The organism is Stieleria mannarensis (assembly GCF_014154935.1).
Taxonomy (GTDB): domain Bacteria; phylum Planctomycetota; class Planctomycetia; order Pirellulales; family Pirellulaceae; genus Stieleria; species Stieleria mannarensis.
Map to the genome: position 1 here is coordinate 92,142 of NZ_JACEHH010000004.1, position 20,202 is coordinate 112,343.

The 20,202-nt window shown below is 59.2% G+C and carries 18 protein-coding genes and 1 pseudogene; 10 read left to right on the forward strand and 9 right to left on the reverse strand.

Features of this window, described 5'->3' with window-relative positions:
- Positions 1-71 precede the first annotated feature (71 nt).
- Entirely contained in the window at positions 72-2,240 is a 2,169-nt protein-coding gene (locus tag H1B37_RS03970; protein ID WP_182865323.1) for an acetylxylan esterase family protein, read from the reverse strand.
- 500 nt (positions 2,241-2,740) lie between these two features.
- Between H1B37_RS03970 and H1B37_RS03975 the strand changes: the two genes are divergently transcribed.
- The gene (locus H1B37_RS03975) at positions 2,741-3,118 is read left to right on the forward strand and encodes a PH domain-containing protein (RefSeq protein ID WP_182865324.1); all 378 of its coding nucleotides are present in this window, start codon (positions 2,741-2,743) and stop codon (positions 3,116-3,118) included.
- A 1-nt stretch (position 3,119) separates the two neighbouring features.
- On the opposite strand, the gene H1B37_RS03980 is transcribed toward H1B37_RS03975, so the two are convergent.
- From H1B37_RS03980 to H1B37_RS03990, 3 genes are all read right to left on the reverse strand, one after another.
- Positions 3,120-4,520 (reverse strand): sulfatase family protein, encoded by a 1,401-nt coding sequence (locus H1B37_RS03980; RefSeq protein WP_182865325.1) that lies wholly within the window; start codon positions 4,518-4,520, stop codon positions 3,120-3,122.
- A 139-nt stretch (positions 4,521-4,659) separates the two neighbouring features.
- The gene (locus tag H1B37_RS03985) at positions 4,660-6,171 is read right to left on the reverse strand and encodes a tripartite tricarboxylate transporter permease (RefSeq protein WP_220498028.1); all 1,512 of its coding nucleotides are present in this window, start codon (positions 6,169-6,171) and stop codon (positions 4,660-4,662) included.
- Between the two features lie 56 nt (positions 6,172-6,227).
- Positions 6,228-7,577, reverse strand: a complete 1,350-nt coding sequence (locus tag H1B37_RS03990) for a tripartite tricarboxylate transporter substrate binding protein (RefSeq protein ID WP_182865326.1) — start codon at positions 7,575-7,577, stop codon at positions 6,228-6,230.
- 166 nt (positions 7,578-7,743) lie between these two features.
- Here H1B37_RS03990 and H1B37_RS03995 point away from each other — a divergent pair, with 166 nt between their 5' ends.
- The 5 genes from H1B37_RS03995 (at position 7,744) to H1B37_RS04015 (ending at position 12,671) form a co-directional block, all read left to right on the forward strand.
- Positions 7,744-8,037, forward strand: coding sequence for a hypothetical protein (locus H1B37_RS03995; RefSeq protein WP_182865327.1), 294 nt, complete (start codon positions 7,744-7,746; stop codon positions 8,035-8,037).
- Between the two features lie 145 nt (positions 8,038-8,182).
- Complete coding sequence (locus H1B37_RS04000) at positions 8,183-9,406, forward strand: DUF1559 domain-containing protein (protein WP_182865328.1); 1,224 nt, start codon at positions 8,183-8,185, stop codon at positions 9,404-9,406.
- Positions 9,407-9,851: 445 nt separating this feature from the next.
- Positions 9,852-11,333: a sulfatase gene (locus tag H1B37_RS04005; protein ID WP_182865329.1), complete on the forward strand. Its 1,482-nt coding sequence runs from the start codon at positions 9,852-9,854 to the stop codon at positions 11,331-11,333.
- A gap of 191 nt (positions 11,334-11,524) precedes the next feature.
- A complete protein-coding gene (locus H1B37_RS04010; protein WP_182865330.1) occupies positions 11,525-12,178 on the forward strand; it encodes a hypothetical protein in 654 nt (217 codons plus the stop codon).
- Between the two features lie 103 nt (positions 12,179-12,281).
- Positions 12,282-12,671, forward strand: coding sequence for a translation initiation factor (locus tag H1B37_RS04015; protein WP_182865331.1), 390 nt, complete (start codon positions 12,282-12,284; stop codon positions 12,669-12,671).
- A 65-nt stretch (positions 12,672-12,736) separates the two neighbouring features.
- On the opposite strand, the gene H1B37_RS04020 is transcribed toward H1B37_RS04015, so the two are convergent.
- Complete coding sequence (locus tag H1B37_RS04020) at positions 12,737-13,144, reverse strand: FHA domain-containing protein (protein ID WP_182865332.1); 408 nt, start codon at positions 13,142-13,144, stop codon at positions 12,737-12,739.
- Between the two features lie 271 nt (positions 13,145-13,415).
- Between H1B37_RS04020 and H1B37_RS04025 the strand changes: the two genes are divergently transcribed.
- Complete coding sequence (locus H1B37_RS04025; RefSeq protein ID WP_182865333.1) at positions 13,416-14,495, forward strand: nucleoside hydrolase; 1,080 nt, start codon at positions 13,416-13,418, stop codon at positions 14,493-14,495.
- Between the two features lie 303 nt (positions 14,496-14,798).
- Here the strand turns inward: H1B37_RS04025 and H1B37_RS04030 are convergent, their stop codons facing one another.
- Positions 14,799-15,332: a Uma2 family endonuclease gene (locus H1B37_RS04030; RefSeq protein WP_182865334.1), complete on the reverse strand. Its 534-nt coding sequence runs from the start codon at positions 15,330-15,332 to the stop codon at positions 14,799-14,801.
- A gap of 235 nt (positions 15,333-15,567) precedes the next feature.
- Here H1B37_RS04030 and H1B37_RS04035 point away from each other — a divergent pair, with 235 nt between their 5' ends.
- Entirely contained in the window at positions 15,568-16,977 is a 1,410-nt protein-coding gene (locus H1B37_RS04035) for an ArsB/NhaD family transporter (protein ID WP_182865335.1), read from the forward strand.
- 6 nt (positions 16,978-16,983) lie between these two features.
- Here the strand turns inward: H1B37_RS04035 and H1B37_RS04040 are convergent, their stop codons facing one another.
- The 3 genes from H1B37_RS04040 to H1B37_RS04050 all read right to left on the reverse strand — a co-directional run bounded on the left by H1B37_RS04040 (position 16,984) and on the right by H1B37_RS04050 (position 18,966).
- Positions 16,984-17,334, reverse strand: a complete 351-nt coding sequence (locus tag H1B37_RS04040) for a hypothetical protein (protein WP_182865336.1) — start codon at positions 17,332-17,334, stop codon at positions 16,984-16,986.
- Positions 17,335-17,485: 151 nt separating this feature from the next.
- Positions 17,486-18,337 carry a 50S ribosomal protein L11 methyltransferase gene (locus H1B37_RS04045; RefSeq protein WP_182865337.1) on the reverse strand — a complete coding sequence of 284 codons (852 nt, stop codon included), beginning with the start codon at positions 18,335-18,337 and terminating at the stop codon, positions 17,486-17,488.
- Positions 18,337-18,966: a TerB family tellurite resistance protein gene (locus H1B37_RS04050; protein WP_182865338.1), complete on the reverse strand. Its 630-nt coding sequence runs from the start codon at positions 18,964-18,966 to the stop codon at positions 18,337-18,339. The genes H1B37_RS04045 and H1B37_RS04050 overlap by 1 nt, the downstream gene beginning before the upstream one ends.
- Before the next feature lie 147 nt (positions 18,967-19,113).
- Here H1B37_RS04050 and fliW point away from each other — a divergent pair.
- Together fliW and csrA are read left to right on the forward strand one after the other, a co-directional pair.
- Positions 19,114-19,536, forward strand: a pseudogene (gene fliW / locus H1B37_RS04055) (flagellar assembly protein FliW); the annotation flags it as partial.
- A gap of 428 nt (positions 19,537-19,964) precedes the next feature.
- Entirely contained in the window at positions 19,965-20,189 is a 225-nt protein-coding gene (csrA, locus tag H1B37_RS04060) for a carbon storage regulator CsrA (RefSeq protein ID WP_095739475.1), read from the forward strand.
- The last annotated feature ends 13 nt before the right edge of the window (positions 20,190-20,202 follow it).

Genomic DNA, 20,202 nt, shown 5'->3' on the forward strand with positions numbered 1-20,202 from the left:
CCAACGCCGGCCCCTCCGGGGCGAATGCGATGGTTTTCGCCACCGGTCTCGGGGCGGAAGCCCCGAGAACCCTAGCGTACAAGAGCTGCACGGATCGCGGAGAGCAGGTCGTCGGTGCTGCGATGCCATTGGACCGTTTCCGTTTTTCCATTGGCCCGCTCGATACGACGCACAACGGGCAATGCCTCGGCGACGATGTCGATCTGGCCAGGAACACACAGCGACAACAAACCGTCGACGCCCAGGTACTTGATCGCACCGGGCACAAACATCGGATCGTCCTGCCGATCGAGTGTGGAAAAGCGAAACCCGTCGGGATCAATAAAGGTCCGCGCAATCGCGTTGCCGGATTGGCTGCGTGCCGCTGCGGCGATCACGCCGGCCTGACGTCCGATCCCGACCAAATGAATCTCCCCGTCGGAATTTGATACGGCGTGTTTGATCACGGACAACACGTCATGGACTCGCTTCACGAACATCGAGTGGTTGTAGCCATAGGTGTATCCGGCAAAACGATGCCAGGCCAAATCGCCGTCGCGTTGGTACCACATCCGCTGTGCATCCAAGGGTTGGTCACCGGCAAGAAACTCGCCTTGGCCGAACAGGTCGGCGGAAATGACGGTGTATCCCGCGCGTGCGATTTCAGCAACGATCGGGTGGATCGAATCACCGTCCAACAGCCCCTGTTTGCCCTGATCGGTGATCCACACCACGGTTCCTTTTTTGCCGGAGCGATTGATCGTCATGACCGGTAATTGTTCGTCCGCGTGATCGACCAGCCCGAGCGTCACCGAATGGCCGTTCAGCTGCACTTCGTCGGTTTTGACGAACGACGTCGATTGAACCTGGTCCAACTGTCGCGCGAGAATCGTTTCCCAGGCGCCGCCGACGACGCGTCGATATTCGGCGAGTTGATCGTCCGTTGTCGGCATCAACGCTTCCATTTGCCGCTGGGAATCCTGAGTCGCGAGCTTCAGGATGCGGACTTCATGCGTATCACCGACGGCGTCCCCAGCAGGTGCCGGATGGTCGCCGGTCCACACGGTGGCTTCCGCACGAGACAGCGGGGCGTAATTGCGTTCCAAAATCGGTTCGCGGAATCCGAGTTGGAAGTGTCGATTGAAGAACCCGTACATGACCGCGCGATTGACGTGGTTGTAATTGTGTTTGAAGTGCACATTGAACACGGCCGTCAATCGATCGTGGTGCCCAAGATCGGCATACAACTTGCGCAAGTCCGGATAACCTTTGGTTTCCAATTCGACCGTCCAGTCATCGGCGGCGGTCAACCCCAGCGGTCGCGGCGCGATGGCTGCGGCAATGTCAATGTTTCCCTGGTCGATCCGCAGATAAGGCGCGTTCTCGCAGGTGCATCCGCCCTGCATTGAAGTGGACACCATCACGCACGGCATCGCCGCGGTGATCCGGTCATCGATCGCGCCTAGGATCATCGATTGCGTCCCTCCGCCGCTGGCCCCGGTCACACCGAGACGGCTCGGATCGGTGTCGTCCAAATCCAACAAGAAATCGACCGCGCGGATCGAGTTCCACGTTTGCAGCCCCATCATGTTCTGCAGTCGCAATTCTGCTTGGGCGCTAAAGAACCCCCAATCCGTCTTGCGATCCAGATGTGCGGCCTGATCCGGGCGATGGCCGATCTGGATCGAATCGGCGTTGCCGGTCATGTCATAGACGAACACCAAACACCCCATCCGCGCCAGTTGCACCGCACGGGCTTGGATCGGGTACCGTCCGCCGACTTCAAAACGTTCGGCGCCGCTGGCCAGGTCGGCGTGAATCTGGGCGTCACCGGCGTCGTAGAACCGGCCGTCTTTCCAATGGCCGTGCGGGGACAAGATGGCCGGAAACGGCCCCGATTTGCCTTTCGGACGATACAGGCTGCCGGTCACATAGTGTCCCGGTATCGATTCAAAGTACACGCGGTCCACCACGTAATCGTCTCGTTCGACGCGGCCGTGAACGACGGCGTTCAGCTCGCTCTTGGTCGGCATCGGCCACAACCCCTGGGACAGCAGGATCCGACGCCGGATTTCGGCCCGACGCATCGACCAGTCTTGCCCCTCTACGGTTTTCTTGAAGGGGAAATCGCTGTTCAAGGTACGCAGCTCTGCCCGTCGTCCGTCGGCCGGTTGCTGTCCCACGGGCAACGCCCGAAAATCAGCAGCGGATGCAGAGATAGCGCAGGCCAACCACAACAAACACAACAGGGCAGATCGCATGGTTCAGATTCACAAGCGGCGGGGAAAAGGGGCGGGGGAAACTGCACCCGCATCGTAGCGGATCGTCCGACGAAGATGGAAACACTTCAATCGTGATGGAAAGATTGAGTACAAAGTCCGCCCGTTGTTGGTCGAGCACTGCTGCGAGTCCCGTTCGGCCCAGCCCAAGACGCTGCACCTGGAGCATATTGCCGACGACTGCGGGAACAATTGTGGGAGTCCAAGAACCTGTATGACCAGCACCCGGACATCGTCCACCGGCTGACCCAAGAATTGAACCAAGCCCTGATGCGGTCGACCCGACTCGGCTCGCAGGCGGTGACGAGCCGATAGCGGAGAACCGAATTGCTGATGCCCTCGGCACGCCGACAGCTGGAGGTTTTCAACCGAACGCGAGAACGTGTAAACTGAACTGCAACAACCGATTCTGCTCGCCGCGTTCATTTGGGGCACCCTCTGCGGCGAGTCCGACGACACGATTTTGCAAAGGCTCAATTTCAATGGGACTCTTATCAGGCATGCTAGGGTCGGCTTCCGAGGCGAACCTGGATAAGGTGGAAAAGCAGATCGCGTCGATCGTCATTGATGACGAATCCGTGGAGAAAGCCTACCAATTGGTTCGCGACATGATCGTGTTGACCAACAAACGCATCATCGTGATCGACAAGCAAGGTATGACCGGACGAAAGACCGAATACCTTTCGATCCCCTATCGCAGCATCGTCCGCTACTCCATCGAAAGTGCCGGGCACTTCGATTTGGATTCGGACTTAAAACTTTGGCTTTCCAGCACGGCGGAGCCGTTGACGTTTGATTTCCGAAAGGCCGAAAACGTCGCCGACATCATTCAAGTGATCACGCGGCATACCTGTCGGTAGCTCACATCGGGGCGATTCGTCGCGATCCCATGTCGGTCGTCAGCACGACGTGGGCGTCGAACGCGTCATGGATCAGACTGTGTTTGATCGACTGGTGAACGGGATCATCCCACAGGTCATTGAACTCCCACGGATCGGTCTGCAGGTCATACAGTTCGCCGAGTCCTTTGTCGTGGTACAGGCACAGCTTGTACCGCGGGGTCCGGTACATCGTGCCGAACGTCCCGACGCCGCCGGTGAAGTGTGGATCGAGGGCGTCGAAATACTCGCTGCGGACGAAGTCGTGGTGTTGCGATGGATCAGATTGCCCACGCAGGATCGGCAGCAAACTCTTGCCCTGCATGTAGTCGGGGCACTCCAACCCACATAGTTCCATCAGGGTCGATGTCAGGTCGAGCAGTTCCACCAATCCGTCACAGACCAACCCGGATTGGAACTGCCCGGGCCAGGAAAAGATCAACGGGACCCGCACCAGGCCTTCGTAGAACCGGCATCCTTTGAACATCAGCCCGTGGTCACCGAGCGCTTCGCCGTGGTCACTGGTGAAAATGATCACCGTGTTGTCCCGCGCACCGGTGCGGTCGAGCGTCTGGAGGATCCGCGCGAACTGGTCGTCGATCTGGGCAATCATGGCGTAGTAGTCGGCTTGGACGCGTTTGGCGTTGTGTTGCTCGGGGGGGCGGATTTCGTCCTGAAAGTCCAGCGAGGCGAGTTTCTTTTGTTGCTCCAGATCCGAGTCTTGGAAGTGCGGCCCCGGCATGTCGGCCGCGTCGAACCGATCCGCGTAGGATTTGGGCGGGATGAATGGCGGGTGCGGGTCGTAGATGTTCAGATTCAACAGCCACGGTTGGGCCGACTGAGCGTGTTGGTTGATGAATTCGATCGCGCACTCGCTGGCCCAAGTCGTCTGGTGGAATTCCGTCGGGACATGCTCATCCGATTGCCTCATCGCGTCCAGATCGCCGCCTCGATCAGAGACCCACTGTGCGTAATCGTGGCCTTCGGACCAATCGTCTCGCGGCGCGTGGCTGAACTTCCAATAGGAGAAACCGTCGTCGATCCGCGGCTCGGTGCGATGACCCGCACTTTGCAAATGGAATTTGCCGACCAGCCCGCAATCGTAGCCCGAATCGGCGATTAATTTGGTGATCACCGGGGGAGACGCCGGAAACGATTCGTTGCCGTTGCGGGTGTTGTGCACGCGGGACGGATACATGCCCGTCATGAAACTGGACCGGCTGGGCGTACAGATCGGGCTTTGGCAATACGCATGGGTCATCGCGACGCCGTCGGCGACCAGTTGGTCAATTGTCGGTGTGACCACATGCGGGTTTCCCAACGCTCCGATGGTGTCGAAACGCTGTTGGTCGGTGCAATACCACAGGATGTTGGGACGCGCCATGGTCGTCGGTCAATGGTGTGAGGGAGCGAGTGACTCAAGTGTATGCATTTGGGGTAGCGGAATTCGCCAAGAATTTCGTTTTCTTCGGCGAATCGCCGATCGTCCTGCCATCATCTGCAACAGCTTCTATCCGGATGAATTACTCGGACGAATCGTCAGGCAAACGGATCGCTTTGCCGTCAGCGACCCGCCGCCATAGTGTCCACACCACCATCGCCAATGCAAGCAGACACAAGCCCAACGAGATCGGTTGGGTGAACATCGGCATCAAACTGCCGCCGCTTTTCATCAGCCCCGCCGTCAGGTGTTCTTCACCGATCGGCGCCAACACCAATCCGATCACCAGTGGCGCGATCGGGATGCTTTGCCGTTCCATCAGGTAGCCGACGACACCGAACGCTAGCATCACCCAGACGTCGAACATCCGATTGGCAAGCGCGTAGGAACCGATCACGCAAAAGATCATCACGATGGGGACCAGGACATAGCTGGGGACGCGTGCCGCCCGCACCATCACGCGCACCGAGGCCAACAAGAACAACAGCGTCAGCACGTTGGCGATCAACAGGGTTCCGACGATCGTTTGGACCGCCAGGGGATCGCTTTGAACCAGCATCGGTCCGGGTTGTAACCCGTGAATCACCAAGGCCCCCAATAAGATGGCGTCGATCACGCTGCCGGGGATGCCCATCGCGACCAGTGGGATCAGCGCGCCGCCGACGGTCGCGTTGTTGGCGGTTTCGGACGCGACGATGCCTTCTTCGCTGCCGCTGCCGAACTGTTCGGGGGTGCCCGACGCTCGGCGGGCGGCGGAGTAGGCGATGACCGACCCGACGTTGGCACCGATGCCGGGCAAGATTCCGATCCAGGTTCCGATCAGAGCCGAGCGGACGAGATTAACGCCGTGGGTCGCGAGGTCACGGGCGCGGAAATCCAGTTTGTCGCCATCGGACGCTTCGACGGTTTCGCCCGCGTCGCCGCCGTCCAGGACTTGGCGGATCACCTGGTTGACGGCGAACAGGCCGATCAGGACGGGCAACAGTTTGAACCCGTCGTCCAGTTCGTGGATGCCAAAGGTCCATCGCGTCGCTCCGGTCGCCGGCGACGAACCCGGCATGGCGATCATCACACCGAGCGCGCCCGAGAACAGGCCCAGGCTGAGCGATTTGCCGCCGACCGATGCGATCAAGACCATCGCCACGGCGACCAAGGCGAAGAATTCAAAGGGGCCGAACGTCAACGACCAGACCGCCATCGGTTGGGCCAAGCAGACCAGGAATCCCCAGGAGATCATCCCGCCCAGAAAGGACCCGCCGATCCCCAACGCCAAGGCGCGTCCGGATTGACCACGCCGGGCCATCGGGTAACCGTCCAGCGTGGTCATCATCGAGGCGGGTGTCCCAGGGATCCGCAACAAGGTCGCCGTCACCAGCCCACCGCTGACCGATCCGACATACATCGCCACAAGCAAGACGAGGGCGAGTTCACTGGGCATCGAGAAGGTCAGCGGCAACGTCAACGCGATCAACATCGCGCCGGTCAATCCCGGAATCGCTCCGACAAAGATGCCCAACAGCGACCCGATCGCCGCCATCAACAAGGCGGTCGGGGACAGCAAAAATTCGATCGCAACGCCGGGCTGGGTAAACAAAGCGAGAACTCTCCTGGAATGAACGCACGCCGTGGCGGAAGCCGCCAAGGCTTTTGCTACGGTAAATCCACGACCAACACTTCGGTAAACAGGTGATGCATCACGACGCTCATCATCACACTGACGATCAACAGCGTCAGCGTCGCCTTGATCGGGTTGGCCTGTCGTGACACAAGCAAGGGCCACAACAAGAGGCCTCCGCTAAGCAAGGCGTAGGCGGCTGTGGCCGACACGAAACCGGCCACGCCCAACTGCAGGCTGGTCACATAACCGATCGTCAGGCATCCGATCCCCGCCAATTGGATGCGGTTGGCCGGACGCACCTTTGGCGTGCCGTCGACCGCCTCATGTTGCGGGGGATCGCGGCGCATGGCGGTACGGCGGCGAAACGTTTGAAGCGATGCAGCGGCGGCGGTCAGGATCAAGCCGGCCAGCGCGTAATTGGCAAACGGCGGCAGTTGCACGTCGGACGTCGGGGCGGCGGCGGCGATCAAGCGGTCACGCTGGTCGAGTTCTGCCGCGAGCGACTCGTCTCGCATCATCGTCGGCGTGATCTTCATTTCGGCCAGTGTTTGGCGAACCTGGTCGGTTTGCATCGCCGCCTGCAACGCATCGGCAATCGTCTCGATTCGCTCAGCCGGCGTGCCGAGCGGCGCCCACCAGAACTGCATGTTCTCGTTGATGACGTCAATGCCCTGTTCGGTGGCGGTCGCCAGTTCCGGCAGATCGGGATGTCGCTGGGGACCGAGCAGCGCCAAGGCCCGGATCCCGCTGGGTTCAAATTGAATGTATTCCGCGATCGAGAATGAAGACACATCGACGTGGCCACCTTGCATCGCAGCGAAACGCTTCGCGCCGCCACCGGTTTGCGTGAAACGAAACTTGGCCCCGGGGTGTTTCGATTGCAACATCAACCCGGCGAAGTGGCTGGGCGCGCCCATGTTGGCTGCAAAGACAATCGAATCGGGGTGCTGTGTTGCGTCGCGCATCAACGCTGGCAAATCCGCATACGGTGAAGTGTCGTTGACGGCGATCACCTGGGACGCGTTTCCCGTGCCCGCGATCGGGGTGAACGCATCGGCGCCGTAGCTTGCACTGCCCGAATGGCGCGCGGTCAAAATGCCGTCGTGCAGCAGCAACAGCGTGTATCCGTCGGGACGCGCGTTCTTGACCCGTCGGCTGCCGATCGTCCCACCGGCTCCCGGCACGTTGATGATCACCATCCGCTGCGGCAGCAAACGATGGGTTTCGATGGCGTTTTGCAGCACACGCGCAAACGTGTCGCTGCCGCCGCCGGCCCCGAACGGGACGACCAACTTGATCGGCCGCCGCGGGTATGCGCCCGATTCCTGCGAGGAATGGTCGCAACCGCTCAACAACACGGGCAGAAAACAGCAGCCGATCAAACACCTCAGGCGATGCAGCGGTCGAATCTGGAGCCGATGCCGGGGGCGGTTTTGGCGGGAAAGGACCGGTAGATACAAAACGATACGGAGCGTCGGGGGGCGGGGAGTGCGCGGTAAGCTGCGGGAGAACGCCTTCAATATATGGAAAATTTGTTCGCCAGATTGCGTGCAATTGCTTGAAAAAAACTTTAGGGTGGATGCACAAGGCATTGCCTTTGGTGATTCTCATTTCCTTGCCGCTCGTTCAATTCTGGTGATCACGATGAAGCAAGCATGGACCAAATCTGCCGTTGCCCCCTTGATGATCGCGGCAATGGTGTTGACCGGCTGCGGTCCATCCAAGGAACCGACCGGTCCCGAGGAAGGGTCGATTCAGGCCTACCTGGATGCAAATCCTGAGGCGGCGGCCCGAATCGATGAAGATGACGAATCGGAAGAGGCTGACGGAACGGGCGAGTGAACAAATTGGTGATTCTTAAGTGGCAGATGACGCAGAAGCGTCTTTTTTTATACGGGGTGCGGCGGTAGACGCATCGACCGGTTTGTCGACGCGTGGACTTTTTCGCACCTTGGTTCTCATTCGTTTTCATTACGGGAGAGGTCAGATGCGAAAAGATTCGAGGCGGGCATTCACGCTCGTCGAACTGTTGGTGGTCATCGCGATCATCGGCATCTTGGTCGGGTTGCTGTTGCCGGCCGTTCAGGCGGCTCGGGAAGCGGCTCGCCGGATGAGTTGCAGTAACAATTTCAAACAGATCGGATTGGCGTTTCACAACTACCATTCGACGTACAAGAACCTGCCGAGAAACCGTGGGGGCACCTATCGTTTCGGCAACAACCTTCAAGCCAGGACGCCGGTTCCACCGGGATCCGCCTACGGTGGCAACAACTTTTTTAACCTGAGCGCCCTCGTCGGCATCTTGCCGTTCGTCGAGCAACAGGCGTTGTGGAATCAAATCAGCAATCCGTTTGCCGTCAAGGAACCCGCCTCCGCCCAGGGGCTTTTCTTCAGCGCGATGGGGCCGCAGGTGGCGATGAATTTGGCCCAGCATGGTCAATTCCAATACGACCCTTGGCTGACGAATATCCCGTCCTATCGCTGCCCCAGTGATCCCGGGATCGGCCTGCCCGCCCAAGGGCGGACGAATTATGGTGTCGCATTGGGGGATTCGATTCAGTTTCAAAACAACGGCGGCCGCAACCAAACCGGCGTGGTCGCGCGGACGCGAATGACTCGGATGCGGTCGACCACGCGAGGGATGTTTGTGCCTCGCGAAGAGACTCGATTTCGAGACGTCCTGGACGGGCTGTCCAACACGATCATGGGGGGAGAACTCAATACGGATCTGGGTGACAACAACATCACCACCCGCGTCGCCGAACGCTCCGGGATCTTGAACAACCCCAGTCTGTGTGCCGATCAAATCGATCCGGATCGTCCGAAGTTTTGGGCCCCCGGCACGGACTTTGCCAGCAACAATGTCGAGGTGCAGCGGGGCTTCAAATGGATGAACGGGATGGCGGTCAACGTCGGCATCACGTCGATCCTGCCACCGAACCGAGAGATCTGCAGCAACGGGAACAACACCTTCACGATCGGCATCTACGGACCGAGCAGCCGCCACCAGGGCGGTGCCCACATCCTGATGGGCGATGGAGCCGTGATCTTTATCACCGATTCGATTGAATCGGGAGACACGACGGCGGGGAACGTGAAGTGGAACGGCACCGGAGTTCAGGCACCGGGCATGTCCAGCCCCTACGGGTTGTGGGGGGCACTGGGAACCCGGGCCGGCGGCGAAACGATCGAAGAGCAGCTGAATCAATAGCTGCGAAACCTGCCACTTGTTCCCAGCCTCTGTCTGGGAACGAGGGGGGGCACGTTGCCGATCGCCTCCATCGGTACCAAGTTAAAACTTAAAGGCATCGAAGCAATGGAAGTCACCCTCCCGACCGAAGTTTTGCGGTTTTAACCTCTGAAATACCATGCGTTTATGCGTTTCACTCCCCCAGGCAGGACGACTAGAGAAAGTGACGAAAACCTGTGATGGTCAACGACTTAAAAACCGCACGGCCTCTGCCGCGGAGGGTGAATTCTTCATTTGGTGCGGATAACCCCTCGCTGCGCTGATCTGGCGTTTCTAGCAGACGTTGTTCCATCAAGGCAACGAAATCGGTGCGGTCGCCGGGCGAATAACAAGGCGCCCGTTGTTGGTTACACTAACACGGCAATCCAATCCGACATCACCAACACGCCACGGATTCCATTCGCCGATGCCCTCGACCCCTAAACTGCTTACCGCCCTGATCGGTTGCCTTGTCGCCACAGTGTTCCTGCCGAGCGGAACGGCGGATGCCAAATCCCCCAACGTCGTTTTCTTTTTGGTCGATGATTTGGGGTTCATGGATGTCGGCGTCAACAACCCCGACACGTTCTACGAAACCCCCAACATCGACCGGCTGGCCGAGCGGAGCACGAATTTCACCAACGGCTACGCGGCCAACCCGGTGTGTTCCCCGACGCGCTACAGCATCCTGACCGGGCGCTACCCCACACGTGTCGCCGCCACCAACTTCTTTTCCGGAAAACGCCCCGGCCGTTTTTTGCCCGCCGAGCTCATTGATCACATGCCGCTGAGCGAGGTGACGATGGCCGAAGCGTTTAAGCAGCACGGCTACCGCACCATGTTTGCGGGGAAATGGCATCTGGGGCCGAGCGAAGAGTTTTGGCCGACCAAGCAAGGGTTTGATTTGAATTTCGGCGGATTCAGCCGGGGCGGACCGTATGGCGGCAAACGCTATTTTTCTCCCTACGGTAATCCGCGACTGACCGACGGCCCCGATGGCGAGCACTTGCCGATCCGCTTGGCAAATGAAACCGCCGACTTCATCGCCGACAACTCGGCCGATCCGTTTTTCGCCTACCTCGCTTTCTATAGCGTCCACACCCCTTTGCTGGCCCCCAAACCGCTGATCGAAAAGTACGAACAGAAGGCAAGGGAGTTGGGGCTGGATACCCGAGACGCCTTTGCCGATGAAGAGCAGGTTTGGCCCAACGCGAAACAACCGCGTCGGGTTCGGACGCTGCAGGCACACGCGACGTACGCCGCGATGGTCGAATCGATGGACCGGGCCGTCGGGATCGTCATCGATCGGCTGGAAGCCCTGGACCTGATGGACGAAACCATCATTTGCTTCACCAGCGATAACGGTGGATTGTCCACTTCCGAAGGTTCGCCGACGAGCAACTTGCCGCTTAGAGGCGGCAAGGGGTGGGTGTACGAAGGCGGCATTCGCGAAGCGTTCATGATCCATGCGCCGATGATCCAGGACGTCCCTGATTCGTGTGACGTTCCCGTCGTCAGCACCGATTTCTATCCGACCTTGCTGGAACTTGCCGGTCTGCCTTTGCTGCCCGAGCAACACCTTGACGGTGTTTCTTTGGTGCCGTTGCTGAAGGGGAAAACCGAATCGGAGCGCGATGCGATTTACTGGCACTACCCGCACTACAGCAATCAAGGCGGGTTTCCGGGTGGGGCGATCCGAGTCGGTGACTGGAAATTGGTGGAGCGGTACGAGGACGGCGCCGTTCATTTGTACAATCTGGCCGATGACATCGGGGAGCGAGATGATCTGGCCGACCAGCATGCCGAACGAGTTGCGAAGATGCGTTCGATGCTCCATTCCTGGTATCAAGACGTGGACGCAAAATTCCTGCGTCCCAAGGAGAATGGCCCGATGCCCTGGCAGCCTTAACGTGCAGTCAATGTCGGCTGCATCGGGTAGCGGAACTCGCCAAGAGTTTCGGCGCCCTCGCCGCGCAAGCCGAAAGCCTCCGCGGGTTCCGCTACCGCCCCCGTTCAATCCTTCCCGTAGAGGAACTCGCCAAGAGTTTCGGTCCGTCCCCGTGTATCCTGCCGCCTTCCCCATTCCAACGGTAAACCGTCATGCCAACACGAACCCCGCTTGCCGCTTTCTTGATCGCGACTCTCGTTTCGATTCAATCCGGACATGCCGTCGAATCTCAGTTCGACATCCCGCCGCAAAACAGTCAACTGGTTGTCGACGAGACGTTTGACAAACCGTTGGACACGAAGTGGCATGTCAACACCGGAACTTGGAAGGTTGCCGATGGGGTGCTGCAGGCAAGCGAGGTGGCGGCGGACAATCACGCCGCGGCGGCACGTCGCACGGTGCAGACCGACAACGCGGTGTACCAGTTGCGTTTCAAAATCTCCGACGCCACCAAGGCCTTTCACTTCGGGTTCGATCCGGCCAAAGGCGAGCTGGACAAAAAGGGACACCTGTTTTCGGTCATCGTCACGCCGAAGGGTTGGCGGATCATGAAACATGTCGACAAGAACCGCCGCCAGGAGGACCCCAACGAAGTCCTGGCGTCCTCGGATACGGTTGTCGAGACAGGCCGTTGGCACGAGCTGCGGGTGACCACGTGGCAGAACTACGTCACCGCGACGATCGATCAAACCGAGCTCAAAGCCTCGCATCCGACCTTTGGCGTGAAGAAACCGACGCTCGTCTTTCGCTGCGCTGGTGAAGGCGTCGAAATCGATGACGTCAAGGTTTGGAGCCAACGTCGCTAACGCCGCGCGGGGATCCGAAAGCCTTGGCGGCTTCCGCTACGGGTGGAACGCGCTGCTATAGTGCGGCTTTGGCCCTTCTCTTTATCACGATGCTTGGATCCCGATGACTCGACTTTTTGCCGGTACCCCGTTTGATATTCCGCCGCAGTGCGAGGACTGCGGAAAGCTGGAATCCGAATGCATTTGCACCACGGAAGAAAAAGCACAAGCCGAAGCGAAACGTCAACGCGAAGCCGATCGATTGCCGCCGGAGAAACAGACCGCGCGGATCAGCGTTCAAAAACGCAAGGGTGGCCGCAAGGCGACGGTCGTGGAGGGGCTGACGGCCAAGGCGAATGATCTGCCGGAACTGCTCACCAAACTGCAAGCCGCTTGCGGCAGCGGCGGAACGGTCAAACCGAAACAGGATCTGGTCGAGATCCAGGGCGACCACGCCGACACCGTCCGCGGCACGCTCGCGGGGCTGGGATTCAAAGTGAAACCGGTGCGGTAGCGAAGAAGGTCTGCTCGACGGCCCGGAAGGGCCATCCGACTGGAGCATCGTACAGGTGAGATCGCTCAACCGGCTCCTTCGGCCGGCGGAATGATTTTCACCGGTTGGGTTTCGCCGACGTCGTAGACTTCCAAGTCAAAAGCGGAATCGGGTTCGTCGATCTGGTCGACCGCTTCGTCGGTCATTTCGACGCGTAGCGTGACCACGCCGATTTTGACTTCGCTGCCCGGCAGCATCACCGCCTTGTCGACCCGCCGTTCGTCGACATACACGCCGTTTTTGGATCCCAGATCGCGGACCACAAGTGAGCCGTAGGGATCCAGTAGGAACTGACAGTGCTTGCGGCTGATCGAACCGTCGCTAAGGGTAATTTCCGCCGTCGGGCAGCGGCCGACGGTCACCGGAGGAATGAGGACCCATTGTTGTCGGTCAATCCCGCTGGAGGTGTCGACCCAAACAAACTTGTAATTCATCGTCAGCGTCCCAAGAAAGAGAAGATAAGAAGGACCCGCCTGAATGTTGTAGTAGCAAATTTACACCATGGCAGGCCCGGCGTCGAATCAAGCGGCCCGAAAACACTCTGCCGGAAGAATACCCTGTTCTCTGGCAAGCGAATCCGCCGCTCGTTCCGAACCGGGTTGCCCCTGGATCGCCACCGGTTTCGAAGTAGATTGGTCGTTCTTCCCCGCTCGCCGTCGATGGTCGTCATCACGCACCACCCTCCCTTCCGCGATTCCCTCTGCGATGAACTTTAAAACGCTCTACCAACGATCTGCGACACGTACCTCTTTCTCGATCCCTGTTTGGTGTGCGTTTTCGTTGGTGCTGCTGGCGAGCACCCCGCTGCCGGCAGATCGGCCGGTCACCGTGATCTTTGATACGGACATCAGCGGAGACGTGGACGATGTGCTGGCGCTTGCGATGTTGCACACGCTGGCTGATCGAGGCGAATGCGCGATCGCCGCTGTGACGGTTTCGAAGATCAACCCGCTGACTGCGCCCTTCGTCGATGCGGTCAACACGTTTTATGGGCGCGGCGACTTGCCCGTCGGTGTGACGCGTGACGCCCAGCGCCGCGACAGCAAGTATTTGAAACTGGTCGAAGAAAAAGACGGCGGGCAGTACCGCTATCCCCATGATTTGATCACCGCTGACGATGCCCCTGATGCAGTCACGGTGCTGCGCCAAACGCTGTCACAATCGGCCGACCACTCCGTCGTGTTGGTGCAGGTGGGATTGGCTGCGAATCTTGCCGATTTGATCGAGTCGCCGGCCGATGCGATTAGCCCCCTGTCGGGCGTCGAACTGGTGCGTCGCAAGGTGCGATTGGTGTCGGTGATGGCCGGCGCCTTTCGACCGGTCAGGGGCAACACGCATTTCCTGGAAGCGAACGTCCGCAACGGAATCGGTTCAATGCAGCGGTTTGCCGACCAGTGGCCTGTGGACGTGCCGGTCATCTGGAGTGACTTTTTGATCGGTATCGCTGCACCGTACCCGCGCGAAAGTATCGCACGCGACTTTCGCTATCGAGATCACCACATCGTTCCCGAGGCATATCTGTTGCACAGTGGTCCCGATCATGATCGGCCGACCTGGGACCTGACCAGCGTTTTGTATGCGGTGCGTCCCGAAGACGGCTACTTCGGCTTGTCGAAGCGCGGCATCGTCGCGGTCGATGACGACGGGTTCACCCGATTCACGCCCGATCCTGAAGGCCGTGATCGCTACTTGACCATGAACGCCATCCAAACGGCGCGCGTGGTCGAAGTTCAGCGGGCGCTGGTGAGTCAACCGCCACGAGGCGATTCGAGCGGCGACAAGTAGGAAGCCGGAAGGTCAACGATCTCGCGGTTCCTTCTGCGACGTCCGGTCCAGGTCGTCGCGGCGAGTCGATGACGCCGACGCCCCGAAAGGGACGCTGTTCCCGGAGTGGTGGTGGCCCGAGGTGGAAGCTTCTCTTTTAATCGGCCCACGGATGGCAGCGCGAACCCACGGATGGAATGCAGTCAGGGATGTCATGCAGTCAGGGATCCGTGGGTTCGCGCTGCTATCCGTGGGCCTTCGACGTTCCTGGGTACGGAATTCCGCTGAATCGGATTGATGGATGGACTGGCAGGCAGGACGATGTCAATCGAACAGACGTTGGGGATCAATCGTGAGTTGGCAGTCGGCCGTTGCCAGCGACAGGTCTAAGGCGCGGTCGAGGCGTGGGCGATCACTGCCGGCGTCGGTGACATGCTCGATGGTCTTGTCCGTCGGGTCGATGATCAGATAGTGCGGGACGTTGTTTTCACGGCACAGGGTGCGTTTTGCTGTCAAGTCGCGACCGCGAGTCGAATCCGAGAGCACTTCGACGACCAGATCGGGGGACCGCTGCAGATGTTTCTCCGGCTGGTCGCCACAAACCACCATCAGATCGGGGCGAATGACCGTGTCATCGGCGATGATCCAGTCGAGATTGGTGTACACCTCACACGGGCACCGGTGCTGTTGGATCTGAGTTTGGATTTGAAATGACAGCCGGGAGATGACGCGCTCGTGGGGGCCAAAGGGCGATGGCCCCATCGCGATCGCGACGCCGTCGATCAATTCCCAGTCGCCTTCCCATTGGGCGTAGTCTTCCAACGTGTAGTGGGGGATGTAGCGTGGCGCGGTACTCATCGAGGCTCGCTGTGCGGGCGGTTGTCGAGCGACGGGGGACTCGACTTCAGTGTAGCAGACGCTCGCGGGCCGAGAAATCGAAACCGAGATGACAGGTTGGAAGCCTCTCCCACGGGCGTCAGGCGGGAAGCCTGTCCCACAGGTGACGAGCCCCGCGGGTTCCCAGGTAGCGTGTTTTGGCGGTTCGGTGGTACGGTATGCAGATGGAATCCGTTTCTGCGATGCAGGTCTTCGAATGAATCTGACTGACACTTTGCGTTTCGCCCCCGGGCTGCTTGCCAGTTCTGTCGACGAGGCACCGATCGAGCCGGCGTCGGCCGGGGTGATGTTGCTGTTTGCGGCGGTCATGTGCGCGACTTACGTGGGGGTTGCGATCGAGCGGTTTCACAAAACGGTCGCGGCCCTGTGCGGTGCGGCGGTGCTGGTGACGCTGGGGTTGGCGCTGCACTTGTTCGAGTACCCCAAGCTGTACGAGTTTCTGAAGGAAGACCTGAATATATTCGGTGTGATCATCGGCACCGGCATCCTGGTCGACGTCGTCGGAAAGAGCGGTCTGTTTCATTTCCTGTCGATGTGGATCGTCCGCTTCACCGGTGGGTCGGCGTCCAAGTTATTTATGACGCTGTGCATCGTCACATTTTTGTTCGTCGCGGTGCTGACGATCGTTCCGGCGATGTTGATCCTGTCGTCGCTGGTATTGGTGATTTGCCGGTCGCTGAATTACAAACCGATGCCGTTGTTGTTGAGTGTCGCGATCTGTGCCAACAGCGGTGCGATCGCCACGTTTGCCAGTGGGTTGCCGAACATCATGATCGGGACGGCGGCGCAGATCCCGTACGTCCAGTTCCTGCAGGTCAGTCTGCCCTACGCGATCGTTTCGCTGGTGATCGCGATCGCGGCGCTGCGATTCTTTTTTCGCAACGACTTGCCATGGAAGCAGACGGCCGAGCAACGCGAGGCGTTGCGGGCACAGATCGAAACGTTTGATCCCTGGGCGATGGTCGAGGACAAGCGTGTGCTGCTTCGCAGCGGAACGATCCTGTTGCTGACCGTGATCGGGTTTGTGTTTGCCCAACAGTTGGGCGTGGGGATGGACTTCATCGCGATGGTGGGGGCCACGGCGGCTCTGTTGTTTGCCGGCAAGGGCGTTGAGGATGCGATCGGAAAAGTGAACTGGACGGTGATCCTGTTTTTCATGGGCTTGTTTGTGATCATCGGGTGTGTCAAACAAACCGGCGCGCTGGCCTGGGTGGCCGAGCAAGTGATCGAATTGTCGGGCAACGAATTGACGCTGTTGGTTCCGCTGTTGGGTGTGTTTTCTGCGGTGGCCAGCAGCATCGTCGACAACATTCCGGTCGCCGCGACGTTGATCCCGATCGTGAAAGACATCGCGGCCGATGGGACGGTTCCGATCGAACCGCTTTGGTGGACGCTGATCATCTGTTGCAACCTGGGCGGCAACGGGACGCCGATCGGATCGATCTCGTGCGTGATCGCGATCTATGCGCTCAAGAAAGAAGCCGGCGTCCACGTCGGCTGGGGGACATTCTTGAAGATCGGCGGTTTGATCATGCTACTGCAAGTCGCCGGTGCGATTGTTTACGTCTTGATTCACCACGGCAGTGGATGGACGCCGTCGTTGTGATGGTTTTCAGTTGTTACTGAATCCGTAGCCGACGGTGGTTTCTCGACCGAGCGGGTTGCTCGTGAAAGCTTCGAAGCAGTGTTCGCAAAGGTCGTATTGATCGGGACCATCGTCGATGTCTCGTCCACACACGACGTCATCGATTTCGTCCAGGTCGTCCTGCAACGACACACCCAGTTCCGCATTGAGCTCGCGCTGCAATTGGTCATGCAGTTCGGCGAGTTGGTCCAGATCTTCGGAGTGGTCACTTCTCGCCTCGGCGGCGCCGGCCATACGAACATCGATCTCGACGACAAACCTTGGTTCCGTTTCCGGATCGATCGTGCGTTTGCAGCGATCACAGGTGTAGTGGATCATGGGCGATTCTGACTCACGTAATGTTCGAAGGAAGCGGTCACTCTTTTACAAGCGTATTCCACGAATCAAAAGTGCCACGACTTTTGTTCTGCCGCTGCCCTCTATGGTAATGGCAGCGAATGGTCGGTCGCAAGCTTTTTGCGGCAACCCGCTAGCGGAGATCCGTTGCTGGTGGATCACCACTGCTAGCGTTTACTTTGGGGATTTGATTTCGCCCCAAACGAACTTCGATCAACATGCCGGGCAGGAAATCCCGCGGCAATTTTTCGACATCACGGTCGTCCAGGACCTTGGTTTGGTATCCACGGGCTTTCGCTTCGGATAACAGACGCGTGATCGCGGGGGCATGTCCGTATGCCAAAAGACAGCGACCACCGGGGGTGAGATGTTTCGGCAGGCCATCGAGCAGCGAATCCATCAGCGCGAAATCCGGATCGTAAAAGGCGTGATCGGCGGGTGCAGCGACCTTACCGTCCTCCCACGGCGGATTGGACAGGATTAAATCAAACCGTTCCTCGGGTTTGATCACCGCAAATGCCCCGGGTTCCGATGGGGCGACCTGTCGCACCTGAAACTGTGCGTCGCTTTGATGCATCGCGACGTTGTACCGCGCGTTGGCGACCGCGGCCGGATTGATGTCGGTGGCAACCACCGTTTGCGCTCCGTTGGACAGACACAACAGCGAAAGCAGCCCCGTTCCGGTACCGATTTCCAACACGTTGCGGCCGGCGGCGATTTGGTCTTCGACAATCAGTTTCCGCAGCGAAGTCGTGTCGTCGGGTTCCCAGAAAACGCTTTCGAATTGGACCAACGGTTGGCCGTCGATCTCATCGAGCTCCGGAAGCACAACGAATTGTTCGACATCATAGGAGTAATCCAGGTCGTCGCGATCGGGCGACGGGCATCCGGCACCGCCGACCAGCACCCACAGCATCACGGCGCACGCGGCAACCGATCGGCCGGCGGCGCCCCGACGTGCCGGCGAAAAGACGACATTGTTCATCAAACCAGTTCCCTCTCCAGTGCGGCTTCGATCGCCGTTTGGTATTCCTGTTCGGTCAATTCCAAAATATCACGCATCTCGGCCATGACCTTCAGTTGTGCCTGGTCCATTTTACCTTCCGCGGTCGCGGCCAAGAACATCGCCTGCAACGCTTCGGCCTTCTGTGCCTCGCTCCAGCGTCGGGAAACGGTCAAGACATAGTTGGCCGCGCGGATCTTGTTTTGCTGTGCGATCGAGCACAGTTCGCCCAGTTCCTCTCGATCGATCATCCGTCCGAGCAGTTGAGAGGCGATCTGTTGCAGCACATTGATTTCGGTGCCGCTGATCTGGTTGTCGGCCAGGACGACCAGGACGGCGCTGCGGAGTGCTTCGGATTGGAATTGTTCGGTTTGAATCTGCTCGTGTTCCTGTTGGTCCATCTGCAACACGGTGGGGTCCCATTTTTCGCGGCACCCGCGGCAATCGACGAACCATTCGGCTGCCCCGATCGGGACGACCGGGATGAAGTACAACGTCAGAAAGGGGCGTCGCGATCGCAGCCGGTACTCTTGAGCGCAGCGACACGTGGGGCAATAGAACTGCCCTGTTTCACGGGTCCGGGTCAGATTCATCGTGCCGATGAGGATCATGAAACGCTCTTGGGGAAAACCTTGGTTGGGAAACCGGTTTGGCGCCGATTTCGAGTTCTTGTCCGATTTTGTCGATTTCGCAAGGGGCTCCGCCGATAACGATAGTGTAGGAACATCCAATCTCTCCAGCGCCACCGAGCCATTCCGATGCGGATCGAAACTCAGCGTTTTGGCAACATTACGGTCGATCAAGACCAGCTCATTCTTTTTCCCGCAGGACTGATCGGGATGGAGACACTGCGTGATTGGGCGCTGTTGCCCGATTCGGAGAATCCTGCCGTCGCGTGGTTGCAATCGGCGTCGCGGGGTGACCGTGCACTACCGCTGATCAGCCCGCGGGCGTTCTTTCCGGATTATCGCGTGCAAGTTTCGCGTCGGGAACTGGCCGGCTTGCACATGCGTCCCGGGACTCAGCTATATGTTTTGACGACGGTGTCGGGACACAGTGGGAAACTGACCACGAATCTGCGCTCACCGATTCTGTTGAACCTGAGTCGTCGCTTGGGATGTCAGGTGATCACCGACAACGATCACCCGCTGCAACAAAGCGTCACGTCGTTGAAATCGGATCAGGTGATGATGCCGCTGGCCGGCCCGTCGGACTCGGCCGCCGATCCGGTCGCCGCGGCGACGTCGTCCAGCTTGGTTGGACAGATCAACCGCGCCGCGTGATTCTCGTCGGGACGGGCTCGCGCCCATCGGATTGGGAATTTCGTTCCAAACCGGCAGGCGCGATGAATCGGCATGACCGGTATCTGCCGACTTCCTGAGAAGGAGATCAAATGCCGGCGCTGCTGCGCCGATGAACAGGTTGTCAGGAGGCATGCCCACCGCGAGGCGAGGCTGGCCTACTGATCTTGAATCACCCTTCTCAGTCCATGGAACATCTGTCACTCGCCGCGATTCCAACGCAGCGAAGGGCGGTGCCGACTCGGGTGATTCAGCCGTGATCTAACCTCCTTCTGTTTCCTTTAGAATTCAATGATGTCGAGGCCAATATGCTGGTCCTATCCCGACACCGCGACGAAAGCATCATGATTGGCGACGATGTCGTTGTCACGATTGTCGATATCCGCGGCGATAAAGTCCGCTTGGGTATCGAAGCCCCACAGTCGATCCCGGTTCACCGACAAGAAGTCTACGACGCGATCCAACGTGAGAATCGACGCTCGTCACAGACAAGTGCCGCCGCGACCAAAGACGTCAAGCCGCCTCGCGATTAACGCCGCCGCGTTG